Here is a 25354-nt window from a genome sequence, read left to right as displayed (position 1 = left end):
CGGGCCCGCGCCGGAACTATCGCGCGGCGTCGAGGAGCGCGTCCTCCTCCTCGGCGTCGGAGACCTTCCTCCCCGGCCGCGACGAGAGCTCGCCACCGCGCGCGTAGGGCGTCCCCGCGAGCAGCTCCTCGTCGGCCTCGTCCACCTCGCGGCGCGCCAGCAGCGGCACGATGAGGAGCGCGCCGATCGCGAAGATCCACCACTGGAACGCGTAGCTGAGGTGGTTGCGCAGCGAGACGTCCGGCGCGGGGAGCGCGCGGAGCTCCGTGGGCGGCGCCGGGTCGGCGTCGAGCAGCTCGCCGTACCCGGCGAGGACGACGCCGCCCCCCTCCGCGAGCTCCCGGACCGGCGGCGGGGGGTCGGGCAGCGCATCCAGCGAGGTCCGCAGCGCGTCCTCCTCGATCGCGTAGAGCCACCCCGCTGCGGGCTCCCGGTCGCTCGGCCCCTCCGCCGGACGCAGGCGGAGCGTCACCGTCACCTCCCCGTCGGCGGGGCGCGGGAGGTCCGCCGGCGACATCGAGATCTCCGACGGCACCCACCCGCGGTCGACCGGCACGACGACGTCGCGCCCGTCGAGCTCGGTGGCGAGCAGGTCGACGACGTGGACCGCGGGGGTGCCGTCCACGGGCCGGTTGCGCAGCCCGAGCGTCGTGCCGTCGACCCACTCGCCGGTCACGGTGACGTACCGCCACGTGTCGGACCCGTCGACCAGGAGGTCGCCGAGCAGGTCCTCGGCCTCCACGGCGGGCGTGGCCTCGGCCTGCTCGACGGCGTCGCGCCGGTCCACCTTCTCCTCGTGCCGGTCGAGCTGCCAGGTGCCGAGCCACACGCACGCCAGGGCCGCGAGCACGCTCATCGCCATGAGCCCCAGCCAGCGCGGCGTGCGCAGGAACGCCCAGCGGCCGGCGCCCGGGGCGTCGGCCCTCCCGCCTCCGCTCATCGCAGGAACTCCCCGGGACGCACGTGGTAGGTCGGCCGACGTCGGGGCTCGCCGGTCTGCTCCGGGCCGTCGTCCGGAGCGCCCAGGCGCACGAGGCCTTGACCCGCGTGCTCGGCGGGGGTCGGGCCGCCACCCTCCCGGCCGGCGTTGGCGACGAGGACGGCGAGCAGCGGTGCGGTGAGCGCGCAGACGATGCACAGCCACCACCACTGGCGCGGCACGACGGCCATCGAGGCGAGGAACGCGACCCGCAGCCCCATGAGCAGCCAGTAGCGGCGCATCCGCCCGCCGAGGTCGTCGTGCAGGGACGGTGCGGCGGCCGTGATGGAGACGGACTCGGCGCGGCGGCCGCCCCGCAGGCGCTTCGAGACGTGCGTCGCGGGTGCGGCATCGGTGCGCCGGACCCTGGTCATCCCACCAGGCTACGCCGGGCCGGCGGCGGGTGGCCGCGGCGCCGACGGGTGGACGGGACGGGCGGTCCGCCGGACGGGACGGGGCGGTCGGCCGGACGGGGCGGTCGGCCGGACGGGACGGGCGGTCGGCCGGAGGGGTCAGGCCGTCGGACCGACGGGGGGTGGACGGCCGGGACAGGCCTGCCGGCCGGACCGCTGTCGGGACCGTCGGGGTCGATCGGCTAGCGTGGCCCGCGTGCGTACGCCAAGCATCGGGGAGATGACGTGACCGCGACCAACGGGTACGAGCCGCGCAGCATCCTCGTCACCGGGGCCTCCCAGGGCATCGGGGAGGCGATCGCGCGGCGTTTCGTCGACCTCGGCGACAAGGTCGCGGTGCTCTCCCGGTCCGGCCGCGGGCCCGAGGGGACGCTCGCCCTCGCGGGCGACGTGGCGAGCTCCGACGACGTCGACGCCGCCTTCGCCGCCGCGGAGGAGGCGCACGGCCCGGTCGAGGTGGTCGTGGCCAACGCGGGTGTCACCCGCGACCAGCTGCTCATGCGGATGAGCGACGACGACTTCGACACCGTCCTGCAGACGAACCTCGGCGGCGCCTTCCGGGTGGCCCGCCGCGCCTCGAAGGGCATGATCCGCCTGCGCCGCGGCCGGATCGTGCTCATCTCGTCGGTCATCGGCATGTACGGCGGACCGGGGCAGGTCAACTACTCCGCCGCCAAGGCCGGGCTCGTCGGGATGGCGCGCTCCATCACCCGCGAGCTCGGTAAGCGGTCGATCACCGCGAACGTCGTGGCGCCGGGCTTCATCGACACCGAGATGACCCGCGTGCTGCCCGAGGCGCAGCAGGAGACCTACCTCGGCGCCATCCCCGCCGGACGGTTCGGCGAGATCGACGACGTCGCGGGCGTCGTCGAGTTCCTCGCCTCGCCGTCCGCGGCCTACGTCTCGGGCGCCGTCATCCCCGTCGACGGCGGTCTCGGCATGGGGCACTGACCCCGACCCACCCTCGCGCCGGCGGCGCGGATCCCCCCGAACGAAAGACACAGAGAAGAGGACTCATGGGACTGCTGGAGGGCAGGACGGTGCTCGTCACCGGCGTGCTGAAGAACAACTCCATCGCCTTCCACGTGGCTCGGCTCGCACAGGAGCAGGGTGCCCAGGTGGTGCTGACCTCCTTCGGCCGGCAGATGCGGCTCACCGAGGTGACCTCCCGGCGCCTGCCCACCGAGGCGCCGGTGGTCCAGCTCGACGTCACGGACGCGGGAGACCTCGAGGCGCTGGAGGGCCGCGTGCGCGAGCACGTGGACCATCTCGACGCCGTGGTCCACTCCATCGGCTTCGCCCCCCAGTCGGTCATGGGCGGCAACTTCCTCAGCGGCCAGTGGCCCGACGTCGCCACCGCGCTGGAGGTCTCGGCGTTCTCGCTGAAGTCGCTCGCGGTCGCGGCGAAGCCCCTCATGGGCCCGGGCTCCGCCGTCGTCGGCCTCACGTTCGACGCCTCCTACGCGTGGCCGGTCTACGACTGGATGGGCGTGGCCAAGGCGGCGTTCGAGTCCACCGCCCGCTACCTCGCGCGGGACCTCGGCCCGGACGGCATCCGCGTCAACCTCGTCGCGGCCGGCCCCGTCCGCACCACCGCCGCGACCTCGATCCCCGGCTTCGATCAGATGGAGTCGACCTGGGACGCGCGCGCACCGCTCGGCTGGGACAACACCGACGCCGGACCGACGGCCCGCACCGTGCTGGCGCTGTGCTCGGACTGGCTGCCCGCCACCACCGGCGAGATCGTGCACGCGGACGGCGGCGTGCACGCCATGGGCCAGTGATGTCGAGGACGCTCGTCCTCCTCAGGCACGCGAAGGCAGCCCAGATCGGCAGGGCCGGTGACGCCTCGCGCGAGCTCTCGGGGCGCGGTGAGCGTCAGGCGCGCGCGCTCGGCCCGCTGCTGGCGGACCAGGTGGGCGCGATCGACGTCGCACTCGTCTCCACCGCCGCCCGCGCGGCGAGCACCGCCACGCTGCTGGCGCAGGGCGCCGAGGTCCGTGAGCGCCGCGACGTCCCGGAGATCTACCAGTACGCCGCCCGCGGCCTGCTCGACCTCGTGCGGGACACGGACGGTGACCCGGGCGTGCTCCTCGTGGTCGGCCACGAGCCGACGATCTCCTCGCTCGCCGCGTTCCTGCACGACGAACGCAACGACTCCCTCGCCCTGCAGGTCTCCCTCGGCGTGCCGACGGCCACGGCGTGCGTGCTCGACGTCCCCGGCCCGTGGGCCGAGCTCGACGGCGGGTCGGCGCACCTGCGCGCCCTCGTGCGTCCTTCGGCCTGAGGTCCTGGGAGCCGCGCGCCGGCGACTACCGCCCGGCCCGCCAGCGCTCGCCGGCCGATCGCAGGCCGACCGCCGGCACCCGTCAGAGGCGGATGCTCGTGAAGTCCTCGGTCTGCTTGCGGATCGCCACCTCGGTGGGGAGCCGCTCGATCGACGAGGCGCCGAAGAACCCGACGACCCCCTCGGTGTGGTCGAGGATGTACTGCGCGTCCTCCGGCTCCGCGATCGGGCCGCCGTGGCACAGCACGAGGATGTCGGGGTTGACCGCCTTCGCGGCGTCGTGCAGCTCCTGCACGCGCGTGGCGCACTCCTCGAGGGTCAGCGCGGTGGTCGCGCCGATCGTGCCCTTCGTCGTCAGCCCCATGTGGGGCACGAGCACGTCGGCCCCGGCGCGCGCCATGTCGGCCGCCTGCTCCGCCTCGAACACGTAGGGGGTCGTCAGCAGGCCGCGCTCGTGGGCCGCGGCGACCATGTCGACCTCGAGCCCGTACCCCATGCCGGTCTCCTCGAGGTTCTGCCGGAAGACGCCGTCGATGAGGCCGACCGTGGGGAAGTTCTGCACGCCCGTGAAGCCGACGCGGGCGATCTCGTCGAGGAACGGCCCCATGAGGCGGAAGGGGTCGGTGCCGTTGACCCCGGCGAGGACGGGGGTGTCCCGCACGACGGGGAGCACCTCGCGGGCCATCTCCATCACCACGGCGTTCGCGTCGCCGTAGGCCAGGAGGCCGGCGAGCGAGCCCCGGCCGGCCATCCGGTAGCGCCCCGAGTTGTAGATGATGACGAGGTCGATGCCGCCGGCCTCGGCGGACTTCGCCGACAGTCCGGTGCCGGCGCCGCCGCCGATGATCGGTCGGCCCGACTCGACGGTGGCTCGCAGGCGGGCGAGGGCGTCCTGACGCTTCATGGTGCGGGTGCTCCTTCGTGGGTGGGGGCCGGGTGTCGTGGTCGTCGCGGAGGTGGCGGCCGCCGTGGGTGGTGGCGCCGTCCCGGGCCGGGTCGGTGCGCTCCGCCTCAGCGGGCCGAGCGGATGAGCTCGTGCAGGGCGTCGGCCGCCCCTGTGCCGAAGCCCGGGTCGTTGACGGCGAGGTCGACCTCGCGCACCGCGACGTCGGAGCCGGCAAGGCCCGCCCGGATCGCGGCGAAGCACGCCGCGTCGGCCTCGGGGTCGTGGAACGGTCCGCCCTCGACGTCGATGCCGGACACGCCGCGCAGCGGGAGGTGGACCTCGACCGGGCCGCTCGCTGCGCGCAGCCTGGTGGCGATGCGTGTCCCGAGCTCGGCCATCTCCTCGGCCGTGGTGCGCATGAGCGTGACGGTGGGGTTGTGGACGACGAAGCTGCGGCCGGCGTACCGCTCGGGGACGGTCGCCTCGGGCCCGAAGTTGCACATGTCGAGCGCGCCGACGCTCACCACCTGCGGGAGGCCGGCCGCCCCGGCGGCCTGGAGCCGGTCGGGCCCGGCGGACAGCACGCCGCCGAGGAGGTCGTCGACGAGCTCGGTGGTCGTGAGGTCGAGGACGCCGTCGAGGAAGCCGTCGCGCACGAGGGTCTCCATCGCCCGGCCGCCCGCCCCGGTCGCGTGGAAGACGAGCACCTCGTAGCCGAGCTCGGACAGCCGGGCCCGGGCCTCGTCGACCGCGGGCGTGGTGAGCCCGAACATGGTGGCGCCGATCAGGTGCGCCTCGTCGCTGCGCTCGGCCGCCGCCCGCTCCTCGAAGCCGCGCGCCATCGCCGCCGCGGCGGCCACCGCGTTAGACAGGACCTCTCGCGAGATGCGGTTGATGCCCGCGACGTCGACGACGGACGGCATGATCGTCACGTCCGTGGCGCCCACGTAGGGGCTGACGTCGCCGGCCGCCATGGTCGTCACCAGGAGCTTCGGCACACCGACGGGGAGCGCCTGCATCGCGCGGGAGGCGACGGACGACCCGCCGGACCCACCGATGGCGAGCACGGCGTGGAGCTCGCCCGCCGAGTACAGGCGGGAGACGACCGCGGCCGCGCCCTCGCTCATGGCGGCGATGGCGGCGCCCCGGTCGTCGGCGCCGCGCAGGGTCTCGACGTCCGTGCCGGCGGCGGCCGCGACCTCGTCCGAGCCGATGTCGGCGATGCCGCCGCCGTCGGAGAACGTGCCGACGTCGATCAGGCGGGTCTCCACGCCCGCCGCGTGCAGCCGCTCGCGCAGCCAGGTGTGCTCGTCCCGCTTGGTGTCCAGCGTGCCGACGAGGACCACTGTGGTCATCTCTCGCTCCTTCGCGCAGATCGGTGTCCCGCACCCAGCCTGGCGCACCTGCCGGTGGGCCGCCAGGCCGGAGGCCCTGGAGCCGGTCGTCGCTCCTTGCGGGTCGCTACTCCTCGCCGGCTGCCTCGTCCGCCACGCCGGTGAGCGCGAGGGCGGTGTCGAGGCGGTCGCCCGTGATGAACGCGTCGGCGTTCTCCCGGACCACCGGGCGGCCCCCGTACCCGACGCCCAGGCCGGCCGCACCGAGCAGGTCGAGATCGTTCGCGCCGTCCCCGACGGCGAGGACCCGCGCCATCGGGACGCCCACCTCGCCCGCCCACCGCCTGGCGCGGTCGGCCTTGGCGGCCCGGTCGACCACCTCGCCGACGGTCCGGCCGGTGAGCCGGCCGTCGCCCGCGACCTCGAACGTGTTGGCCGCGACGAACCGCGTGCCGAGCGGCTCGACCGTGGGCGCGACGATCTCGACGAACCCGCCCGAGACCACGCCGGTCGGCACCCCGGCGTCCCGGGCGCGCAGGAACATGTCGGCGGCGCCGGGGGAGAGCTCGACCGCCGCCCGGACCGCGTCGAGCACCGCCGCGGCGTCGAGGCCGGCGACGAGGGCCACGCGCTCCTCGAGGGAGGCGCGGAAGTCGAGCTCGCCGCGCATCGCGCGCTCCGTGACGGCCGCGACCTCGTCCTCGACCCCGGCGTGCGCCGCGACGAGCTCGATGACCTCGCCCGCGAACAGCGTGGAGTCGACGTCGGTGAGGATCAGCCCGGGGCCGAGCTCGGCCAGCTCGCCGGTGGTCACCGCGACGTCGACGCCGAGCGCGGTCGCCGGGCCGCGGATCTCGTCGCGCAGCTCCCTGGCCGTGCGGGTGAGGGGCATGGGTGCGTCGTCGGGGGCCGTCTCCGCACCCGAGGAGCCGGGCAGGCGCAGCGCCCAGCCGACGGTGCGCAGCGGGCCGAGCGTGCCGTGGGCGGCCGCGACGTCGTCGGACCGGCCGGCGAGCAGGTCACCGACGTGCGTGACGAGCGAGACCGGCACGGGCCGCGGGGAGACGAGCGTGACGCGCAGCGCCGTGCCGCCCCCGGCGGGGACGGTCGGAACCGGCCGCAGGCCGGCCGACGAGGGGCCCGCCGTCACCTCGTGACCGTCATCCCCTTGGGGACGACGGTGATGCCCCCCGGGGTGATGGTGTAGCCGCGCGCACGATCGTGCTCGTGGTCGACGCCGATGGTTGCGCCCTGCTCGACGACGACGTTCTTGTCGAGGATCGCCTTGTTCACCGTGGCGTTGCGGCCGACCTGGACGCCGTCGAAGAGGACGGAGTCCCGCACCGAGGACCACGAGTTCACCCGGACGCCGGGGGAGAGGATCGAGCCGACGACCTCGCCGCCGGAGATGATGACGCCGGGGGAGATGATCGAGTCGAGCGCGTGGCCCAGGCGCTCCTGGTGCCCGTAGACGAACTTCGCCGGGGCGAGCCCGTGGTAGCCGGTGTGCAGGGGCCACTGATCGTTGTAGAGGTTGAACACCGGGACCACGGAGATGAGGTCCATGTTGGCCTCGTAGAACGCGTCCACGGTTCCGACGTCGCGCCAGTACGCCTTGTCCCGGTCGCTGGCCCCGGGGACCTCGTTGAACGTGAAGTCGTACAGCCCCGCCCGGCCCTCGGCGACGAAGCTCGGCACGATGTTGCCGCCCATGTCGTGGTTCGACCCGGAGTCGTCCGCGTCGGCGATGACGGCCTGGCGCAGGGCGTCGGCGTCCATCACGTAGTTGCCCATCGACGCGAGGATCTGGTCGGGCGCGTCGGGCAGGCCCTCGGCGTCCTTCGGCTTCTCGAGGAAGCTCTCGATCTTGTGCGGGTCGTCGGCCGAGGCCTGGATGACGCCGAACTGGTCGGACAGCGACAGCGGCTGCCGGATCCCGGCCACCGTGAGCGGGAACCCGGACTCGATGTGCTGGTCGACCATCTGGGAGAAGTCCATGCGGTAGATGTTGTCGGCACCGACCACCACCACGATGTCCGCCCGCTCGTCGTCGATGAGGTTGAGCGACTGGTAGATCGCGTCGGCGGAGCCGAGGAACCAGTTCTTGCCCTTGCGCTGCTGGGCGGGTACCGGCGCCACGTAGTTCCCGAGCAGGTTCGACATGCGCCAGGTCTGGGTGATGTGGCGGTCGAGCGAGTGCGACTTGTACTGCGTGAGCACCACGATCTTCAGGTACCCGGAGTTGACGATGTTCGACAGCGCGAAGTCGATGAGCCGGTAGGTGCCCCCGAAGGGGACGGCCGGCTTGGCCCGGTCCGCGGTGAGCGGCATGAGCCGCTTACCCTCGCCGCCGGCCAGGACGATCGCGAGCACGCGTGGGGATGCCATGGGCTCAGCCTAGGCGGTACCTGTGATCCCGAGCACGCGGTCCGACGGGCGGAGCGCGATCGTCCGGCACGCGGACCTCGACGGTCGGGGTCGCGCACCCCGGTCGGGCGCACCTCGGGCGCACCTCGGGCGGCCCGGTGGCGCGGCCCCTGGCCCGCACGACGTGGTGCGTTGCCGTGGCTTGGCGTTGTCGGCAGAGTGGGGCCGTGCGCGGACGCGCGCCCCGATCGTGCCGCAACGAGGAGGCCCACCGTGAGAGTCGACCTGATCACCCGCGAGTACCCGCCGCACATCTACGGCGGCGCGGGCGTGCACGTCTCGGAGCTGGCCCGCGTCCTGCGCCCGCGCATCGACGTGCGGGTCCACGCGTTCGACGGCCCCCGCAGCGAGGACGGACCCGGCGGCGTGCCCGTCACCGGCTACGGCGAGCTGCCCGAGCTTGAGGGCGCGAACGCCGCGCTGCGCACCTTCGGCGTGGACCTGCAGATCGCCGACCGGCTCGCCGGTACCGACCTCGTGCACTCCCACACCTGGTACGCGAACCTCGCCGGGCACCTGGGCGGGCTGCTCAACGGGGTGCCGCACGTGCTGTCCGCGCACTCGTTGGAGCCCATGCGCCCGTGGAAGGCCGAGCAGCTCGGCGGCGGGTACGCGCTGTCGAGCTGGGCCGAGCGCACCGCCTACGAGGGCGCGGCGGGCGTCGTCGCGGTCTCGAACGGTATGCGGGAGGACATCCTGCGCGCGTACCCGGGCGTGGACCCGGGCAAGGTCCACGTGGTGCACAACGGCATCGACCTCGACGAGTGGGCCCGCCCCACCGGCCCCGACGGCGAGGCCGCGATCGCCGCTGCCCGCGAGCGCCACGGCATCGACCCGGACCGGCCCGCCGTCGTCTTCGTCGGTCGGATCACCCGGCAGAAGGGCCTGCCGCACCTCCTGGCCGCCGTCGAGCGGCTCCCGGAGGAGGTGCAGGTCGTCCTGTGCGCCGGCGCCCCGGACACCAAGGAGATCGCCGCCGAGGTCTCCGGCGCCGTCGCCGAGCTCGCGCAGCGTCGCACCGGCATCGTGTGGATCGAGGAGATGCTGCCGCGCGAGCAGCTCGTCGCCGTCCTGGCCGCCTGCGACGTCTTCGTCTGCCCGTCCGTGTACGAGCCGCTCGGCATCGTCAACCTCGAGGCCATGGCGGTCGGCCTGCCGGTCGTCGGGTCCGCCACCGGCGGCATCCCGGACGTCATCGTCGACGGCGAGACCGGCACGCTCGTGCCCATCGACCAGCTGCAGGACGGCACGGGCACGCCGACGGACCCCGAGCGGTTCCACGCCGACCTGGCCGCGGCGCTGACCGATCTGGCGACCGACCCCGGGCGGGCGCGCGCCCAGGGTGTCGCCGCCCGGCGCCGGGTCGAGGAGCACTTCGCCTGGAGCGCCGTCGCCGAGCGCACGATCGCCGTGTACGAGCAGGTCCTCGCCGGGCGGTAGCCGGGCCGCGGCGGGGGTCCGGCCGGGCGGCGACGCCGTGGGCGCCCGCCGGCAGCCTCGCGAGGCCGAGCGGCCGGGCGGGTCGGGCCGCCCGCCCGACGGCGGCGACCTACGCTGGGTGCCATGGGTGATGTCCTGACGCTGTCCGACGTCCGTGTGCGCCGCGGGCAGGCCGAGCTCCTCAAGGGGGTCGACTGGTCGGTCGACGACGGTCAGCGCTGGGTGATCGTCGGACCCAACGGCGCCGGCAAGACGACGCTCGTCTCGCTGCTGGTCGGCCAGGTCTTCCCGACCACCGGCACGGTCGACGTCATCGGTGAGCGCCTCGGGCGCGTCGACGTCGCCGAGCTCCGCCAGGTCGTCGGGTTCGCCTCCTCGGCGGGCGAGCGGCGCGTGTACGCGTCGGAGACCGTGCTCGACGTCGTGCTCACCGGCGCCTACGGCATCCAGGGGCGGTGGCGCGAGAGCTACGAGCAGCTCGACACCGGCCGGGCCCGCGCCCTGCTCAGCTACGTCGGCATGAAGGACCTGCGCGACCGCACGTTCGGGACGCTGTCCACGGGCGAGCGCAAGCGCGTCCAGATCGCCCGTGCGCTCATGCCGGACCCCGAGGTGCTCGTCCTCGACGAGCCCGCCGCCGGCATGGACCTCGGTGGTCGCGAGGACCTCGTCGCCTCGCTCGCGCGGCTCGCGCGCGACCCGCGAGGCCCGGTGATGATCCTCGTGACCCACCACCTCGAGGAGATCCCGCCCGGCTTCACCCACGCGATGCTCATGGACGAGGGGCGGGCCGTCTCGGCCGGTCCCATCGAGGAGGTCCTCACGGCCGAGGCGATCTCCTCGCTCTACCGCATGCCGCTCACCCTCACCGTCGACGAGGGGCGCTACCACTCCCGCCGCAGCGTCTAGCACCGTCCGCGGCGGCCCGACCAGCCCGCGGCCTCGGACCCGCCGGCAGCGGCTCGCACCGCCGGCTGCCCCGGACCCGTTCCGTCCGGGTCAGATCTGCCCCCGTGGCGCGGACGTCGCACCGGTAGACTGGCCGTACCTACAGGGAGGAGGTCGGACCATGTGGTGGATCTGGCTGGTCACGGCGATCGCGCTCGGCATCGTCGAGATGCTCACCGTCGACCTCATCTTCCTCATGCTGGCCGGCGGCGCCGCCGCCGGCACGCTCGTCGCGCTCACCGGCGCCCCGATCTGGGTGCAGGCGGTCGTCGCCGGTCTCGTCGCGCTCACGCTGCTCTTCGTGGTGCGCCCCTGGGTCAAGGAGATGCTCGCGCGCTCCACGCCCGACACGCCGATGAACATCCGCGGCCTGGTCGGACAGATCGCGCACACGCTCACCGAGGTCACCGACCGGGAGGGTCGCGTCAAGCTCCACGGCGAGGTGTGGTCGGCCCGCACCGCCCCCGACGTCCTGCCCCGCCCGGCCGACGAGGACGTGCGGGTCGTGGAGATCGACGGGGCGTTCGCCGTCGTCGCGCCGCTCGACGTCGTCGGCGACCCCTACGGCACCGCGCCGCCGGCGCGACCCTGGAACGCCGGCTTCGGACCGGGTGACCAGGTGCCACCCACGTACCGGCCCGGGCCCGCCCCCGGCTACTAGACCCGTCGGCCGGCCGCGGCCGTCGTTCCCACGACACAGGAGAGATACGTGGACAGCATCACCGAGTGGATCATCCTCGGCGTCATCGTCATCGCGGTGGTGGTGATCCTCAGCAAGGCGGTCGTCATCGTCCCGCAGGCCGGCGCCCTCATCGTCGAGCGGCTGGGCAAGTACCACTCGACGATGTTCGCCGGGTTCCACGTCCTCATCCCGTTCTTCGACAAGGTGCGCGCCCGGGTGGACCTGCGCGAGCAGGTGGTCTCGTTCGCGCCGCAGCCCGTGATCACGTCGGACAACCTCGTGGTCTCGATCGACACCGTCATCTACTTCCAGGTGACCGAGCCGGGCGCGGCCGTCTACGAGATCGCGAACTACATCACCGGTATCGAGCAGCTGACCGTCACCACGCTGCGCAACGTCATCGGTTCGATGGACCTCGAGCAGACGCTGACCTCGCGCGACCAGATCAACAGCCGGCTGCGCGGCGTGCTCGACGAGGCGACCGGCCGCTGGGGCATCCGCGTCAACCGCGTCGAGCTCAAGGCGATCGACCCGCCCCAGTCCGTCCAGGGCGCGATGGAGCAGCAGATGCGCGCCGAGCGCGACCGCCGCGCCGCGATCCTCACCGCCGAGGGTGTCAAGCAGTCCGCGATCCTCACCGCCGAGGGTGAGAAGCAGTCCCAGATCCTGCGGGCCGAGGGTGAGGCGCAGTCCGCCGTCCTGCGGGCCCAGGGTGAGTCCCGCGCGATCCACGAGGTCTTCCAGGCCATCCACTCCGCCGACGCCGACGACAAGGTGCTGTCCTACCAGTACCTCCAGACGCTGCCGGAGATCGCGAAGACGCAGTCGAACAAGATGTGGTTCATCCCCGCCGAGGTCACCGGTGCGATGGCCTCCCTCGCGAGCGCCTTCGGCCCCGAGGGCGGCAGCGGCGGCGGGTCGTTCCGCGCCCCGACGCCGCCGCGTCCCCCGCGGCGCGGCGACGGCGACAGCGCGGAGAGCGGGCCCTCGACGTCGACCCCGCCGCCGTCGACCGCGTTCGACGCGCCGAGCCTGCAGGACCCGCAGGAGGCGCTGCGCGAGGCGCGCGCCGACGTGGCGAGCGCCGAGAGCGAGGTCAGCGAGGAGCCCGGCATCGGCGGTCGCCGGGCGACCCGGTCCCGGGCCGCGGGCGACGCCGGCGCTCCGCCGGTGGGCGGTGCGGCGCCGGGTGGTCCGACGACCGGTGCGCCCGGTGCGCCCGCGGGTGGTGCGCCCACGGGTGGGCCCGCGACCGGCGGCCCCGCGACGGGTGGCCCCGCCCACGGGCAGGGCCCGGCCGGCACCACGCGCGCCTGGAACCCGGGCGGCCAGCCGCCGTCGCGGGCCTGACCCACGGCCCGCCAGGCTCCCTGACGACGGAGCCCTCGCGGTACCGACCGACCGCCGGCCCCGGCAGCCCCCGCGCTGCCGGGGCCGGCGTCGTTCGTGGCGGCTGCCCGCTGCGCGCACGGCCGGTCGCTGCGCACCGATGACGACGAGCGGTCGGTGCAGTGCCAGGATGTCCGGGTGCTCCTGCGCCTCCTGAGGTACTACCTACGTCCGCACGCCCGCACGCTCGGCGCGATCCTCCTGCTCCAGCTCGTCTCGACGCTGGCCGCGATGATGCTGCCCAGCCTCACGGCGGACGTCATCAACGACGGGCTGCTGGCGGCCGACTCCGGCGCCGTGATCCGCATCGGGCTCGTCATGCTCGGCATCTCGGCGATCCAGATGGCCGCCCAGATCACGACCGCGTTCCTCGCCGCCCGCATGGCGGCCCGCGCGGGCGGCGCGATCCGCCGGTCGGTCTTCGCCAAGGTCCAGCGACTCTCGGTGGCCGAGGTGTCCACCGTGGGCGCGCCGTCGCTGGTGACCAGGTCGACCAACGACGTCCTCCAGGTCCAGATGCTCACCCTCATGGGCTCGATGTTCCTCGTCATGTCGCCGATGATGATGGTCGGCGGCATCGTCATGGCGGTCCGCGAGGACCCGCCGCTGTCGTGGCTCATCGTCGCCGCCGTACCGGCGCTGCTGCTCGTCATGCTCGGCGCGATCCTGCTCGCCCGGCCGATGTTCGAGGTCGTGCAGAAGCGCATCGACCGCATCAACCGCCTCATGCGCGAGCAGGTCTCCGGCGTCCGCGTCATCCGGGCCTTCACCCGGCAGGGCACGCAGCGGGCCACGTTCGACGTCGCCTCGAACGAGCTCGCCGGCACGCAGCGGCGCATCGGCGTGATCTTCGGGATCACCTTCCCGCTGGTGCAGCTGCTCATCATGGGCGGCCAGGTGCTCGTCGTCTGGTTCGGCGGCCTGCGCGTCGACGCGAACCAGATGGAGATCGGCTCGATCGTCGCCTTCCTCAGCTACCTGATGTTCATCTTCATGTCCGTGATGTTCTCGGTGATGCTGCTGATGATGGTGCCGCGCGCCGCGGTCTGCGCCCGGCGCATCGTCGAGGTCCTCGACATCGCCCCCGCGATCGCCCCGCCGGCGCAGCCCGAGCCGATCGGCGACCGCGCGGAGGGGCGCCGCGTCGATCTCGTCGACGTGACCTTCGGCTACCCCGGCGCGGACGAGCCGGTCCTCGACCGGATCTCCCTCACCCTCGAGCCGGGCACGACGACGGCGGTCGTCGGCTCCACCGGGTCCGGCAAGACGACGCTCGTCAACCTGCTGCCCCGGCTGCTCGACGTCTCCTCGGGCTCGGTGCGGATCGGCGGCGTCGACGTCCGCGCCGCCGCCCTGCCGGACGTGCGCTCGCGCATCGCGCTGGTCCCGCAGCAGGCCTACCTGTTCGGCGGGACCGTGCGGTCGACGCTCTCGCTCGGCTCGGGCGAGGTGCCTGAGGAAAGGCTGTGGCAGGCACTCGAGGTCGCGCAGGCGGCGGAGTTCGTCTCGGACCTCGACGACGGCCTCGACTCCGCCGTCGAGCCGGGCGGGCAGAACTTCTCCGGCGGCCAGCGCCAGCGCCTGGCGATCGCCCGAGCCCTGGTCCACGGCGGTGAGATCTACGTCTTCGACGACGCCTTCTCCGCCCTCGACATGGCGACCGACGCCCGCCTGCGCGCCGCGCTGCCGCAGATGACGACGGGAGCGACGGTGCTCGTCGTCGCCCAGCGCGTCTCCACCGTCCGGGACGCCGACCAGATCGTGGTCCTCGACGCCGGTCGCGTCGTCGGCCGGGGCACGCACGAGGAGCTGATGGGGGCCAGCGAGACCTACCGCGAGATCGTGCTGTCCCAGATCTCGGCGGAGGAGGCGGCATGAGCCGGCAGGACCGGCCGATGCCCGGGGAGAGGCCCGCGAACTTCGGCGCCACGATCCGGCGGCTCCTCGCCGAGATGCGACCCGAGCGGCTCGCCCTGGTCGCGGTCGTGCTGCTCGGCATCGTCTCCGTCACCCTCTCCGTGCTCGGCCCGCGCTACCTGGGTGAGGCGACCGACGTCGTCGTCGAGGGCTTCGCGAGCCGGCTCGTCCCCGAGGGAGTGACCCTCGACCAGGCCATCGCCGGCCTGCGGTCGTTCGGGCAGGACGAGATGGCCGACATGCTCGCCGCCATGCCCGGCCTCGAGCCCGGAGCCGGCCTCGACCGCACCGAGCTGGCCCGCTCGCTCGGGATCGCGCTGGGCGTGTTCGCCGGCGGTGCCATGGCGATGGCCGCGAACATGCTCATCCTCAACGTCGTCGTCCAGCGGGTCGGCGTCCGGCTGCGCGCCAAGGTGCAGGCCAAGGTCGACGCCATGCCGCTCGCCGAGCTCGACCACCGCTCGAGGGGCGACCTGCTCTCCCGGCTGACGAACGACATCGACAACATCACGCAGGCCCTCAACCAGACGCTGTCCCAGCTCATCACGTCCGTGCTGACGATCGTCGGCGTGCTCGCGATGATGGTGTGGATCGACTGGCGCCTCGCGATCGTCGCCGTCGTCACCGTGCCCGTCTCGGCCGTCATCATGGGGATCGTCGCCAAGCGGGCGCAGCCCCACCACGTGGCGAACTGGACGGCCACGGGCGAGGTCGGCGGCACCGTCGAGGAGGCCTTCAGCGGACACCAGCTCGTCCAGGCCTTCGGCGCGGAGGACGAGTTCGGCACGCGGTTCGTCGAGCAGAACGACCGGCTCGTCGCCGCCGCCGACCGCTCCCAGTTCCTGTCCGGCACGATGATGCCGCTCATGCAGTTCGTCTCGAACATCTCCTACGTCCTCGTGGCGGTGTTCGGCGTCCTGCGCGTCTCGCAGGGCGGGGTCACCATCGGTGAGGTCCAGGCCTTCGTCACCTACTCGCGCCAGTTCGGGCAGCCCATCGGGCAGCTCGCCGGCATGGCCGCGCTCGTCCAGTCCGGCGGGGCATCGGCGGAGCGGGTCTTCGAGCTGCTCGACGCCGCTGAGATGGAGCCCGATCACCGGGACCCCAGGCGGGTGAGCGACGTGCGCGGCGACGTGCACTTCGAGGACGTCGACTTCCGCTACGTTGACGACGTGCCGCTCATCACCGGCCTCGAGCTGCGGGCGAGGCCGGGGCAGACGGTCGCGATCGTCGGGCACACGGGTGCGGGCAAGACGACGCTCGTCAACCTGCTCATGCGCTTCTACGAGGTGCGCGGCGGACGGATCCTCGTCGACGGCATCGACACCCGCGAGATGACCCGCGACCACCTGCGCAGCCACATCGGCATGGTCCTGCAGGACACGTGGCTGTTCGAGGGGACCGTCGCCGAGAACATCGCCTACGGCCGCGACGGCGCGACGCGCGAGGAGATCGAGGCGGCCGGCGAGGCGGCGGGGGTGGAGCGGTTCGTCCACTCCCTGCCCGACGGCTACGAGACCCTCATCGAGGAGGACGGCGGAGGCGTGTCCGCGGGGGAGCGGCAGCTCATCACCATCGCGCGCGCGTTCCTCGCCGACCCCGCGATCCTCGTCCTCGACGAGGCGACGAGCTCGGTCGACACCCGCACCGAGGTGCTCGTCCAGGAGGCGATGAGCCGGCTGCGCGAGGGACGTACCGCGTTCGTCATCGCCCACCGGCTCTCCACCATCCGCGACGCCGACGTCATCCTCGTCATGGACAAGGGGGCGATCGTCGAGCAGGGCACCCACGAGGAGCTGCTCGCCGCCGAGGGACCGTACTTCCGGCTCTACCGGTCCCAGTTCGTCGGCGCCATGGTCGGGGACGTCAACGAGGTGGGGCAGGACGCGGGGGAGTAACGGGCGAGGGGTAGTCGCGGGGGAATACCTCGCGGAGTGATCGCGCTGTCCCGACAGTGAGCACCGATTCCGCCGCGCAGCGTCCCGATCTGTCCGTCCTCGAGCTCGTCGGCCGTCCGGAGGGGTCCTCGCCGGCGCAGGCGGTCGAGAACGCCATGCGCGCCGCCGAGGAGGCCGACCGGCTCGGTTACTCGCGGTACTGGTTCGCCGAGCACCACAACACGGCCACGTTCCTGTCCTCGGCCACCATGGTCCTCATGGCGCTCGCCGCCCAGCGCACGAGCCGCATCCGCATCGGCTCCGGCGGCGTCATGCTCCCGAACCACCCGCCGCTGTCGGTCGCGGAGCAGATCGGCACGGTGGCCCAGGTGGCGCCGGGCCGCGTCGACCTCGGCCTGGGCCGTGCTCCGGGCACCGACCAGCTGACGGCCTCGCTCCTGCGCCGCGGCGAGGCGGACCCGCAGTCATTCGCCCGCGAGATCCTCGCCCTGCGCGGCTACTTCTCCGAGGCGAACACGGCTCCCAGCTCCCGGGTCCGCGCCGTCCCCGCCGGCGGTACCGAGGTGCCGATCTGGGTGCTCGGCTCCTCCCTCAACGGCGCCTCGATCGCCGGCCAGCTCGGTCTGCCGTTCTCGTTCGCCTCCCACTTCGCGCCCCAGGCGCTCGCCGAGGCCGTCGGCGTCTACCGCGCCCAGTTCTCCACCGAGGCCCCGACCGCGCAGATCGACGCCCCGCGTCTCATGGTGGGCGTCAACGTCGTCGTCGCGGACACCGAGGCCGAGGCGCAGCGGATCTTCACGACGCACCAGATGATGGCCGCCGGGATCGTCACCGGCGCCCGCGAGCTGCTCCAGCCGCCGGTCGACGACATCACGAGCGTGGTGCCGCAGCGCGTCCTCGACGCGACGTCGAACATGCAGGCCGTCTCCGCGATCGGTACCCCCGACCAGGTGCTCGAGAAGCTCGACGGCATCGCGGAGGCCACGGGAGCCGACGAGATCATCACCGTCACCTACGCGTACGACCCCGAGGTACGCCTGCGCTCGATGCGGATGCTCGCCGAGGCGTGGGGGCTGGACGCCGCAGCCGCGGCCTGAGCGCCGGCCGCGGGACACCCTCGCCGAGATCGACGGATCCCGTGCGACCTCGGCGCGTCGACGTCGATCGTGGTGGGTCGACGTCGCCGGCGGTCAGACGGTGACGGGGCGGCCGACCCCGACCGGGGTGCTGGACGGCTCCATGCGGATGATGATCGCCTTCGACACGGGGGTGTTGCTGCCGAGCGCCACGGAGTCCAGCGGCACGAGCGCGTTGGCCTCGGGGAAGTAGGCGGCGGCGCAGCCCCGCGCCGTCGGGTAGGCGACGGTCCGGAAGCCCCGCAGGACGCGGTCGGGCTGGCCGGGCCACTCGCTGAAGATGTCGACGATCTGGCCGTCGGCCAGTCCGAGCTCGGCGAGGTCGTCCGGGTGCACGAAGATGACCGACCGCCCCTTCTTGATGCCGCGGTAGCGGTCGTTCAGGCTGTAGATCGTCGTGTTGAACTGGTCGTGCGAGCGGACGGTCTGCAGGATGAGCCGGTCCGGCGGGCACTCGATCGGCTCGAACGTGTTGACCGTGATGCGTGCCTTGCCGGTGGCCGTGTCGAACCGCCGTTCGTCGCGCGGCCCGTGGGGGAGCACGAAGCCGTCGCGGCTGCGGGTCCTGGCGTTGTAGTCGGCGCAGCCGGGCACGACCCGGGCGATGTGGTCGCGGATGACGTCGTAGTCGTCGATCATGGCGAGCCAGTCGATGTCGTGACGGTCACCGATGGTGGCGTGCGCGATGCCGACGACGATCGCCACCTCGGAGCGCACGTCGTCGGAGATGGGTGGGATCTTGCCGTGCGAGGCGTGCACGGCACAGACCGAGTCCTCGACCGTGACGTACTGCGGACCGGTGGCCTGCAGGTCGACCTCCGTGCGTCCGAGGACCGGCAGGATGAGTGCCTCGTCGCCGGTGATGACGTGGCTGCGGTTGAGCTTCGTGGACAGCTGGACGCTCAGGCGGGTCCTGCGCATGGCCGACTCGGCGAGATTCGTGTCCGAGATGGCGCCGAGCAGGTTGCCGCCGAGCGCCATCCAGACCTTGATCCTCCCCTGGTCGAGCGCACGGATGCCGTTGACGGCGTCGACCCCGTGCTCGCGCGGCGCCTCGAAGCCGAACTCGTCGCCGAGGGCCTTGAGGAACGACTCCGGCATCTTCTCGGCGACGCCCATCGTGCGGTCGCCCTGCACGTTGGAGTGCCCTCGGATGGGGGAGGCGCCCGCGCCGGGCCTGCCGATGTTGCCGCGCAGCAGCAGAAGGTTGATCATCTCCTGGATCGTGGCGACGCCCTGGCGGTGCTGGGTGATGCCCATGGCCCACGCGATGATGACCTTGTCCGCGGCGATGTAGCGGTCGGCGAGCTCGTCGATCTCCTCGGCGGAGAGCCCCGTGACCCGCTCGACCTCGAGGTCGTCCACGCTCGCGATGTGCTCGGCGAAGGACGTGAAGCCGTCGCAGTACGTGTCGATGAAGTGGTGGTCGAGGACCGTCCCGGGCGCTGCGGCCTCTGCCGCGAGGACGCGTTTGGCGACGGCCTGCATGAGCGCCATGTCGCCGCCCGACCGGATCTGCAGGAACTGGTCGGCGATCTTCGTCGCCTTGCCGAGGTAGCCGCGCACCCGCTGCGGGTCCTTGTAGCCGATGAGGCCGGCCTCGGGCAGCGGGTTGATCGCGACGACCTGCGCCCCGTTCTCCTTGGCCTCCTGCAGGGCCGTGAGCATCCGGGGATGGTTGGTCCCCGGGTTCTGCCCCATGATGATGATGAGGTCGGACTCGGCGAAGTCGTCGTAGTGCACGGTCGACTTGCCGATCCCCACCGAGTACGTCATGGCCGTGCCGGTGGACTCGTGGCACATGTTCGAGCAGTCCGGCATGTTGTTCGTGCCGAACGCGCGGGCGAAGAGCTGGTAGGCGAACGCGGCCTCGTTCGAGGCGCGGCCGGAGGTGTAGAAGGCGGCCTCGTTCGGGTCGTCCAGCGCACGCAGGTGGTCCGCGACGATCCCGTAGGCCCGCTCCCAGGTGATCGGCGCGTAGTGGTCGGAGTCCGCCGCCTTGTAGTACGGCTCGGTGAGTCGGCCCTGCATGCCGAGCCAGTACTCGGTCTTGTCCTCGAGCGACGTCAGGGAGTTGTTCGCGAAGAACGACCTCGGCACCGTCAGCGGCGTCGCCTCCCACGTCACGGCCTTGGCGCCGTTCTCGCAGAACTCGGCGACCTTGCGGTGCGCGGGGTCCGGCCACGCGCAGCTCATGCAGTCGAAGCCGTCCTTGTGGTTGATCGCCGCCATGAGCCGGGCCGTGCGGGCAGGTCCCATGGTGCGGATCGCCGGCTCCATCGAGTGCCGGACGCCGTCGAACCCCGCCGCGAAGTCCTTCGGCTCGGAGATCTCCAGGTCGGCGTCGGAGAAGTCCTCGATCGGTGCCTTCGGCGTCATTGCTCAACCACCTTGTCTCATGCTCGAGCGCTGAGGCTCGACAACGCTGGTTCCCGACGATACCGCCGTCCGGGCAGGGGGCTCCGGTTCGTCGTCGGCGGACTCGGCCAGGGGTTCGGCCACGGGTTCGGCCTGGGGTTCGGCCACGGGGTCGTTCGTGATCCGGTCCGGCCGGGCGTAGACGACCATCGAGTCGCCGCGCAGGAAGCCGACCAACGTCAGGCCGGCCTCCTCGGCGAGCTCGGCCGCGAGCGAGGAGGGGGCCGAGACGGCCGCGAGCACGGGGGCGCCCGCCATCAGGGCCTTCTGCGTGAGCTCGAAGCTCGCCCGGCCCGAGACCATGAGGACGAGTCCTCTGCCGGGGATGAGGCCCTGCAGGAGGGCCCAGCCCATGACCTTGTCGACCGCGTTGTGGCGGCCGACGTCCTCGCGCAGGACGAGCAGCTCGCCGGTCGCGCCGTCGAACAGCCCCGCGGCGTGCAGCCCGCCGGTGCGGTCGAACACCGCCTGCTTCTCGCGCAGGAGGTCCGGGAACGTGATGAGGCGGGATGCGTCGAGGGTGAGCGGGTCGTCGTCGACGGTGAACCGGCTCTGGGTGCGTACCGCGTCGATGCTCGCCTTCCCGCACAGCCCGCACGACGACGTCGTGTATAAGTTGCGTTCCAGGCTCGGGTTGGGCGCGGGGACGTCCGGGGCGAGGGTGACGTCGAGGATGTTGTAGGTGTTCGGCTCGCCGTCCGACGCACAGTGGATGCTGCCCGCGAAGTGCTCGGCGTGGTGGATGACGCCCTCGGAGAGGAGGAAGCCCGCGGCGAGCTCGACGTCGTGTCCCGGGGTGCGCATCGTGACGGCCAGGGAGGTGCCGGACACGCGGATCTCCAGCGGTTCCTCGACGGCGAGGTGGTCCTCCCGCCGGCGTGCCGGTCCGCCCGCGGTCAGGCGGGTGATGCGGCGGCGGGCGGCGATCCGGGACATCGACCCTGGATAGCACCGAAGCTCGGTCGGGACAATGCGACCGCTCGGGTGTGGGCCGGTGGGGCCTCGCGCAGCGATACGCTCCGGGACCAGCCAGTCGGGCCAGGGCGTACGAAGGAGGAACGCGTGTCCGGAACGAAGCGGTTGCCTCCGGAGATCCTCGACGAGTGGCTCGTCGAGGCCGCCGACGAGCTCGGGCTCGACCCGGACGACGTCGACATCGACGTGGTGCTCGACCTGACGCGGGACGTCGCCCACGACGTCGCACGGCCCGCCGCGCCGCTCACTGCCTTCCTGCTCGGCCTGGCGGCAGGGCGCTCGGGCGACCCTGCCGTCGTCGAACCTCTCGTCGGCAGGCTCACCGAGCGTGCCGCCGCGTTCGGCAGGGCGCGCGAGCAGCAACCGTAGCGGGGCGTGACCAGGCCGACCCCGCGCCCGCGGGCACGGACGACGCGAGCGGGCGCCGGCGTCGGAGAATGTGTCAGTGCTCCTCACCGTCACCGACCTCGCCGACCCGCGCCTGACCGACTACCGCGACCTCACCGACGTCGCGCTGCGCGTGCGGACCGAGGAGCCCGCGGGGCTCTACATGGCGGAGTCCACGAACGTCATCACCCGCGCGCTCGAGGCCGGGCACCGCCCGCGGTCCCTGCTGACGGCGCCGCGGTGGCTCGACGACCTCGCGCCCGTCCTCGAGCGCGCCACCGGCGCCGGCGACGGGGGAGAGGTCCCGGTGTTCGTCGCCGAGGAGGCGGTGCTGCGCGAGATCGTCGGCTTCCGCCTGCACCGCGGGGCGATCGCGGCCATGCACCGTCCGGTGCCGCTGCCGCTGGACGAGGTCCTCGCGCCCGCGGACCGTCCGGCGCCGCGGCGGGTCGCGGTGCTCGAGGACATCGTCGACCACACCAACGTCGGGGCGATCGTGCGCAGCGCGGCGGCCCTCGGCGTCGACGCCGTGCTCGTCACCCCCAGCTGCGCCGACCCGCTCTACCGGCGGGCCGTGCGGGTCTCGATGGGGACGATCTTCCAGGTGCCGTGGACGCGGCTGACGTCGTGGCCGCACGGGCCCGGCGGCGTGGACGCGTTGCGCGCGGCGGGCTTCACCGTGGCCGCCGCGTCGTTGTCGGAACGGTCGGTCCCACTCGACGACGTCGCCGCGGACCCGCCGGAGCGGCTCGCCATCGTCCTGGGCTCGGAGGGGCATGGCCTCAAGCCGGCCACGTTGCGTGCCGTCGACCTCGAGGTGGTCATCCCGATGAGCGGCGGCGTGGACTCGCTCAACGTGGCCGCGAGCTCGGCGGTGCTGTTCTGGTCGACGCGGGTGCGGTGAGCTGCCGAGATCGCATCGACTCGGTGACTGCGCGCGAGCACGTCTTTGTCGCGACGACGCCCTGAACCTGCGACTCGGTGGCCCGGCGACCTACGGCACAGTGCCGATGCCCATGGCCTGCCCCACGTCGCGCATCCTGGAGTCGTCGGTCAGCAGCTGGACCTCGTCATCATCGGAGCTGAGCGTGGCGGCCGTCGCCAGGTGGATGGCGTCCAGGGTCCGCAGGTGGAAGGGCAGCTCGCCGGCCGAGTCGAGGATCGCTCGCGTGACGTCGACGAGATGGACGTATGCGAGAACCCTCGTCACCGAGGGCAGGGGAATCGACTCACGGAAGGCGATGCGGTGCATCTCCGTGCGCAGGAGGCGTGACGAGGCCAGAACGCTGCGCCCGTGCTTAGCCGCGCCGAACAACTGCTGGACCCGGTCGGTGCCCTCCTCCTCGAGCAAGAGCTTCAGAGCGGAGGATGTGTCGACGTAGATCACCGTCATCGCTCAGCGCGCGAGTCATCGACCAGCTGCGCCGCCGACGTGTCGTGCCGCTTCGGGGTCGGGAGGTCGGGAAGGTCGGCTGCAGGGGGCTCCACCCGCCCCTCGGCGAGCAGGCGCTCCAGCGGGGAGCGCTCGTCCGGTGGCGGTACGAGCATGGCGACGACCGTGCCGTGGTCGGTCACCTTGACGGGGCCGGTGCGCGCGACGGACCGCACGACCTTGCCCGCGTGCTGATTGAGCTCCCGGATGCTGACGGTGCGCTCGTTCATCGCTCCAGAGTAGCCGTTGTTCTACATGTAGACCATGGATCCGACGATCCCTGGGGAGCGTCCCCGTGATCGCGGTCCTGTGGGCTTCGCCGAGCCCGCCGCTCCCTCAGCCTTCGTGATCGATGGGGTCTGGGCCGGCGGCGATGGCTGACACGGTCCTTGGTGCGTGGATGCGTCGGCCGTTGCGGTCGTGGAACTGCCATTCGCCGGATCGCCGGGTGATGCTAATCGAGCGCGCGTGGACGAGGTCATGGTGGTGCCAGCACAGGAGGATGCCGTGCTCGACGCTGGTGGGACCGTTGTCGCGGGCCCACTGCAGGGAGTGGTGGATCTCGCCGAAGCCGGGTGGCTCGCCGCATGCCGGGAACTGGCAGTGGTGGTCGCGGGCGTGGATGGCTCGGGTCATGTTCGCGGGGAAGATGCGTTGCTCTCGACCGACGTCCAAGACGGTGGAGTCGGGTCCGAAGATCACCCGGGACAGTGCGCTGTCGCAGGCCAGACGGGCGAGCATCGCGGGCGGGATGGGGGTGCCGTCGTCCAGGGTCGCCGGGGTCGCGCCGGTCATCACCTGGTGGTCGATGGCGGTGGAGATGACGTGGTCGTCGCCAGGGGTCCAGCCGTCGAGCCAGTTCTGAGCCTCGTCGGAGAGGTCGACGAGGGTGGGGCTGGTACCGGGTTCGCGGGGTCCCCCGGGCCTTCGGAGTGCCGCGCGGTCGGAGTCGGGCGGGTACCGGGAGTCCGACGGTCCGGCGACCGGGCTGGGGTCGGTGCTGGGGCCCGTCGGGATGTCGATGACCTGTTCTGCGCCCGGCAGCCGGCTCCTGCCCGTGCTGCTGTCGGCCGGCGCGACGGCGTCCGGTGGGACGACGGAGCCGGTGGCTGCGGCCAGGGCGCGGAGCGTAGTGATGTCGACCGTGACGGTGAGGTGGGGTCGGACGCGGGCGTGGGCGCCCTGCAGGCCGGTGTCGAGGGACTGGTGGGCCAGGGAGACCAGGGCGGAGGCGCGTCGCTGGGCGGGGGTGCGGGTGTCGTCGGCGGCCTTGGTGCCCATGTGGGCGGTGAGTGCCTCGTCGACGATGCGGCCGGAGAGCTCGTCGAGCCAGCCGTGGACGTGGTAGCCGTCCATGGTGGGGGCGATGGTGAGCTCTTCCTTGGCGTCGGCCTGGCGCCAGGCGCGATCAGCGGCGTCGGGGTCGGCCATCGTGGCCCAGGCGGTGACGACCTTGTTGAACTCGTCGGCGGTCATGACCTGTGCCTGTGCGAGGAGGAACTCCTCTCCGATCTCGTCGTCGAGGAGCTGAGCCGTGAGCGTCGTCGTGCGCAGGGCGTGGCGGAGCAGCACGTTGACGTGCTCGATGCCGATGAGGCTCTCGCCCAGCGCGGTGCGGGTGCGAGGGAGGTGGTCACGCAGCGCGCGGGAGCGGGCCACCTCCTTGCCTGCCGCATGGTTCGTGGTGCCGGTGGTGTGCCGGACGAAGGCCGTGAAGGTCCGCCACCCCTCGATGGCCCACAGGCCGTTGGCCTCGGCCGCGGTCAGCACGCCGGCCCTGGCGGCCCCGAGCTTGCGCTCGACCTGTTCGAGCAGCTGATGTGCCTCGTGCACACGGCTTCCCGGCAGGGTGTGCCAGTCCGTGCCCGTGACCGCCTCACACGCTGCGACCACCTGCGCCAGCACGCCCACCGGGTCCGGCTCGGTGCCCGCGGCGGCGCTGTCGGCGAGGGAGGTCGTGCCAAGGACCGGAGTCGTGCTGTCGGTCGGCGCGGTGCCAGGACGCGCGGCCGGGTCGATCGTCACGGCCGTGTCGACCCCGGTGGTATCGAACGGCTCGTGCTCCGTGTCGGGGACGAGGGACTCTGTCATCCAGCTGCGCAGGTCGGCCTCGCTCAGGGTCATCTGGTCGAGGTCCTCGCCGGCAAGCGGATCCTCCGCGGCCCAGTCCCGCAGGGCCTGCACTTCGTACCAGTCGTCGAGCGCGTCGGAGAGCCTGTGGACGTCGATCTGCTCGATGTCAGTGGTCGTCGGCATCATTGCTCTCACCCCCTCGAAGCGCTGTGAACCTCAGCATAGTCGAACTGGTGTTCGAGCACAAGAGGTGTGGGGACGTGTTTCCGGCATCGGGGAGAGGGTGGGCGAGCCCCCGCCGATTGCGACAGGGCGGTTCGCCGATCCCGTGAC

General features: G+C 72.7%; 23 protein-coding genes. 12 read left to right on the top strand and 11 right to left on the bottom strand.

What is annotated here, in order from left to right; genetic code table 11:
• Positions 1–16: 16 nt before the first annotated feature.
• A complete protein-coding gene (locus ACPYO4_RS13065; protein ID WP_425709683.1) occupies positions 17–940 on the bottom strand; it encodes an SURF1 family protein in 924 nt (307 codons plus the stop codon).
• The gene (locus ACPYO4_RS13060; protein ID WP_425709682.1) at positions 937–1353 is read right to left on the bottom strand and encodes a DUF3099 domain-containing protein; all 417 of its coding nucleotides are present in this window, start codon (positions 1351–1353) and stop codon (positions 937–939) included. The genes ACPYO4_RS13065 and ACPYO4_RS13060 overlap by 4 nt, the downstream gene beginning before the upstream one ends.
• A 264-nt stretch (positions 1354–1617) precedes the next feature.
• Here ACPYO4_RS13060 and fabG point away from each other — a divergent pair, with 264 nt between their 5' ends.
• The 3 genes from fabG to ACPYO4_RS13045 all read left to right on the top strand — a co-directional run bounded on the left by fabG (position 1618) and on the right by ACPYO4_RS13045 (position 3679).
• The gene (gene fabG / locus ACPYO4_RS13055; protein WP_425709681.1) at positions 1618–2343 is read left to right on the top strand and encodes a 3-oxoacyl-ACP reductase FabG; all 726 of its coding nucleotides are present in this window, start codon (positions 1618–1620) and stop codon (positions 2341–2343) included.
• A gap of 65 nt (positions 2344–2408) precedes the next feature.
• A complete protein-coding gene (fabI, locus tag ACPYO4_RS13050; RefSeq protein ID WP_425709680.1) occupies positions 2409–3176 on the top strand; it encodes an enoyl-ACP reductase FabI in 768 nt (255 codons plus the stop codon).
• Positions 3176–3679, top strand: coding sequence for a SixA phosphatase family protein (locus tag ACPYO4_RS13045; protein WP_425709679.1), 504 nt, complete (start codon positions 3176–3178; stop codon positions 3677–3679). Before fabI ends, ACPYO4_RS13045 begins: the two co-directional genes overlap by 1 nt.
• A gap of 82 nt (positions 3680–3761) precedes the next feature.
• On the opposite strand, the gene ACPYO4_RS13040 is transcribed toward ACPYO4_RS13045, so the two are convergent.
• The 4 genes from ACPYO4_RS13040 to glgC form a co-directional block, all read right to left on the bottom strand.
• Complete coding sequence (locus ACPYO4_RS13040; protein WP_425709678.1) at positions 3762–4583, bottom strand: phosphoenolpyruvate hydrolase family protein; 822 nt, start codon at positions 4581–4583, stop codon at positions 3762–3764.
• 107 nt (positions 4584–4690) lie between these two features.
• A complete protein-coding gene (locus ACPYO4_RS13035; protein WP_425709677.1) occupies positions 4691–5920 on the bottom strand; it encodes a Tm-1-like ATP-binding domain-containing protein in 1230 nt (409 codons plus the stop codon).
• Positions 5921–6026: 106 nt separating this feature from the next.
• Positions 6027–7049 carry a phosphoserine phosphatase SerB gene (gene serB, locus ACPYO4_RS13030; RefSeq protein ID WP_425709676.1) on the bottom strand — a complete coding sequence of 341 codons (1023 nt, stop codon included), beginning with the start codon at positions 7047–7049 and terminating at the stop codon, positions 6027–6029.
• Complete coding sequence (gene glgC / locus ACPYO4_RS13025) at positions 7046–8287, bottom strand: glucose-1-phosphate adenylyltransferase (RefSeq protein WP_425709675.1); 1242 nt, start codon at positions 8285–8287, stop codon at positions 7046–7048. Before glgC ends, serB begins: the two co-directional genes overlap by 4 nt.
• 252 nt (positions 8288–8539) lie before the next feature.
• Here glgC and glgA point away from each other — a divergent pair, with 252 nt between their 5' ends.
• The 7 genes from glgA to ACPYO4_RS12990 all read left to right on the top strand — a co-directional run bounded on the left by glgA (position 8540) and on the right by ACPYO4_RS12990 (position 17697).
• A complete protein-coding gene (gene glgA / locus ACPYO4_RS13020; RefSeq protein ID WP_425709674.1) occupies positions 8540–9766 on the top strand; it encodes a glycogen synthase in 1227 nt (408 codons plus the stop codon).
• Between the two features lie 123 nt (positions 9767–9889).
• Entirely contained in the window at positions 9890–10675 is a 786-nt protein-coding gene (locus ACPYO4_RS13015; protein ID WP_425709673.1) for an ABC transporter ATP-binding protein, read from the top strand.
• A 160-nt stretch (positions 10676–10835) separates the two neighbouring features.
• Positions 10836–11375: an NfeD family protein gene (locus ACPYO4_RS13010; protein WP_425709672.1), complete on the top strand. Its 540-nt coding sequence runs from the start codon at positions 10836–10838 to the stop codon at positions 11373–11375.
• A 57-nt stretch (positions 11376–11432) separates the two neighbouring features.
• Complete coding sequence (locus ACPYO4_RS13005; RefSeq protein ID WP_425709729.1) at positions 11433–12746, top strand: SPFH domain-containing protein; 1314 nt, start codon at positions 11433–11435, stop codon at positions 12744–12746.
• A gap of 177 nt (positions 12747–12923) precedes the next feature.
• Positions 12924–14663: an ABC transporter ATP-binding protein gene (locus tag ACPYO4_RS13000; RefSeq protein ID WP_425709671.1), complete on the top strand. Its 1740-nt coding sequence runs from the start codon at positions 12924–12926 to the stop codon at positions 14661–14663.
• A complete protein-coding gene (locus ACPYO4_RS12995) occupies positions 14660–16600 on the top strand; it encodes an ABC transporter ATP-binding protein (RefSeq protein ID WP_425709670.1) in 1941 nt (646 codons plus the stop codon). The genes ACPYO4_RS13000 and ACPYO4_RS12995 overlap by 4 nt, the downstream gene beginning before the upstream one ends.
• A 56-nt stretch (positions 16601–16656) precedes the next feature.
• Positions 16657–17697, top strand: a complete 1041-nt coding sequence (locus tag ACPYO4_RS12990) for an LLM class flavin-dependent oxidoreductase (RefSeq protein ID WP_425709669.1) — start codon at positions 16657–16659, stop codon at positions 17695–17697.
• Positions 17698–17790: 93 nt separating this feature from the next.
• Here ACPYO4_RS12990 and ACPYO4_RS12985 read toward each other — a convergent pair whose 3' ends face one another.
• Together ACPYO4_RS12985 and fdhD are read right to left on the bottom strand one after the other, a co-directional pair.
• Entirely contained in the window at positions 17791–20115 is a 2325-nt protein-coding gene (locus ACPYO4_RS12985; RefSeq protein ID WP_425709668.1) for an FdhF/YdeP family oxidoreductase, read from the bottom strand.
• 3 nt (positions 20116–20118) lie between these two features.
• Positions 20119–21090, bottom strand: a complete 972-nt coding sequence (gene fdhD, locus ACPYO4_RS12980) for a formate dehydrogenase accessory sulfurtransferase FdhD (RefSeq protein ID WP_425709667.1) — start codon at positions 21088–21090, stop codon at positions 20119–20121.
• Between the two features lie 126 nt (positions 21091–21216).
• On the opposite strand from fdhD, the gene ACPYO4_RS12975 reads away from it, so the two are divergent.
• Entirely contained in the window at positions 21217–21498 is a 282-nt protein-coding gene (locus ACPYO4_RS12975) for a DUF6457 domain-containing protein (RefSeq protein WP_425709666.1), read from the top strand.
• 76 nt (positions 21499–21574) lie between these two features.
• Positions 21575–22420 (top strand): TrmH family RNA methyltransferase, encoded by an 846-nt coding sequence (locus ACPYO4_RS12970; RefSeq protein WP_425709665.1) that lies wholly within the window; start codon positions 21575–21577, stop codon positions 22418–22420.
• A 90-nt stretch (positions 22421–22510) separates the two neighbouring features.
• Here the strand turns inward: ACPYO4_RS12970 and ACPYO4_RS12965 are convergent, their stop codons facing one another.
• The 3 genes from ACPYO4_RS12965 to ACPYO4_RS12955 form a co-directional block, all read right to left on the bottom strand.
• Positions 22511–22909: a type II toxin-antitoxin system VapC family toxin gene (locus ACPYO4_RS12965; protein ID WP_425709664.1), complete on the bottom strand. Its 399-nt coding sequence runs from the start codon at positions 22907–22909 to the stop codon at positions 22511–22513.
• The gene (locus tag ACPYO4_RS12960; RefSeq protein WP_425709663.1) at positions 22906–23178 is read right to left on the bottom strand and encodes a type II toxin-antitoxin system Phd/YefM family antitoxin; all 273 of its coding nucleotides are present in this window, start codon (positions 23176–23178) and stop codon (positions 22906–22908) included. The genes ACPYO4_RS12965 and ACPYO4_RS12960 overlap by 4 nt, the downstream gene beginning before the upstream one ends.
• A gap of 106 nt (positions 23179–23284) precedes the next feature.
• On the bottom strand, positions 23285–25204 hold the full coding sequence (locus tag ACPYO4_RS12955) for a DUF222 domain-containing protein (RefSeq protein WP_425709662.1): 1920 nt from the start codon (positions 25202–25204) through the stop codon (positions 23285–23287).
• Positions 25205–25354 lie beyond the last annotated feature (150 nt).

The sequence above is a fragment of the Georgenia sp. Z1491 genome (assembly GCF_049856175.1).
GTDB lineage: Bacteria > Actinomycetota > Actinomycetes > Actinomycetales > Actinomycetaceae > JB111.
The sequence above is the reverse complement of the archived record's forward strand: the minus strand, read 5'-3'. Positions and strand labels throughout refer to the sequence as shown.

Coding starts and splice junctions, on each gene's coding strand:
- ACPYO4_RS12995 (WP_425709670.1), top strand. CDS start 14,660: ATGAGCCGGCAGGACCGGCCGATGCCCGGGGAGAGGCCCGCGAACTTC.
- glgC (WP_425709675.1), bottom strand. CDS start 8,287: ATGGCATCCCCACGCGTGCTCGCGATCGTCCTGGCCGGCGGCGAGGGT.
- ACPYO4_RS13060 (WP_425709682.1), bottom strand. CDS start 1,353: ATGACCAGGGTCCGGCGCACCGATGCCGCACCCGCGACGCACGTCTCG.
- ACPYO4_RS13065 (WP_425709683.1), bottom strand. CDS start 940: ATGAGCGGAGGCGGGAGGGCCGACGCCCCGGGCGCCGGCCGCTGGGCG.
- fabI (WP_425709680.1), top strand. CDS start 2,409: ATGGGACTGCTGGAGGGCAGGACGGTGCTCGTCACCGGCGTGCTGAAG.
- ACPYO4_RS13010 (WP_425709672.1), top strand. CDS start 10,836: ATGTGGTGGATCTGGCTGGTCACGGCGATCGCGCTCGGCATCGTCGAG.
- ACPYO4_RS12985 (WP_425709668.1), bottom strand. CDS start 20,115: ATGACGCCGAAGGCACCGATCGAGGACTTCTCCGACGCCGACCTGGAG.
- ACPYO4_RS13015 (WP_425709673.1), top strand. CDS start 9,890: ATGGGTGATGTCCTGACGCTGTCCGACGTCCGTGTGCGCCGCGGGCAG.
- ACPYO4_RS13045 (WP_425709679.1), top strand. CDS start 3,176: ATGTCGAGGACGCTCGTCCTCCTCAGGCACGCGAAGGCAGCCCAGATC.
- ACPYO4_RS12955 (WP_425709662.1), bottom strand. CDS start 25,204: ATGCCGACGACCACTGACATCGAGCAGATCGACGTCCACAGGCTCTCC.
- ACPYO4_RS13040 (WP_425709678.1), bottom strand. CDS start 4,583: ATGAAGCGTCAGGACGCCCTCGCCCGCCTGCGAGCCACCGTCGAGTCG.
- ACPYO4_RS12965 (WP_425709664.1), bottom strand. CDS start 22,909: ATGACGGTGATCTACGTCGACACATCCTCCGCTCTGAAGCTCTTGCTC.
- ACPYO4_RS12960 (WP_425709663.1), bottom strand. CDS start 23,178: ATGAACGAGCGCACCGTCAGCATCCGGGAGCTCAATCAGCACGCGGGC.
- ACPYO4_RS13035 (WP_425709677.1), bottom strand. CDS start 5,920: ATGACCACAGTGGTCCTCGTCGGCACGCTGGACACCAAGCGGGACGAG.
- fdhD (WP_425709667.1), bottom strand. CDS start 21,090: ATGTCCCGGATCGCCGCCCGCCGCCGCATCACCCGCCTGACCGCGGGC.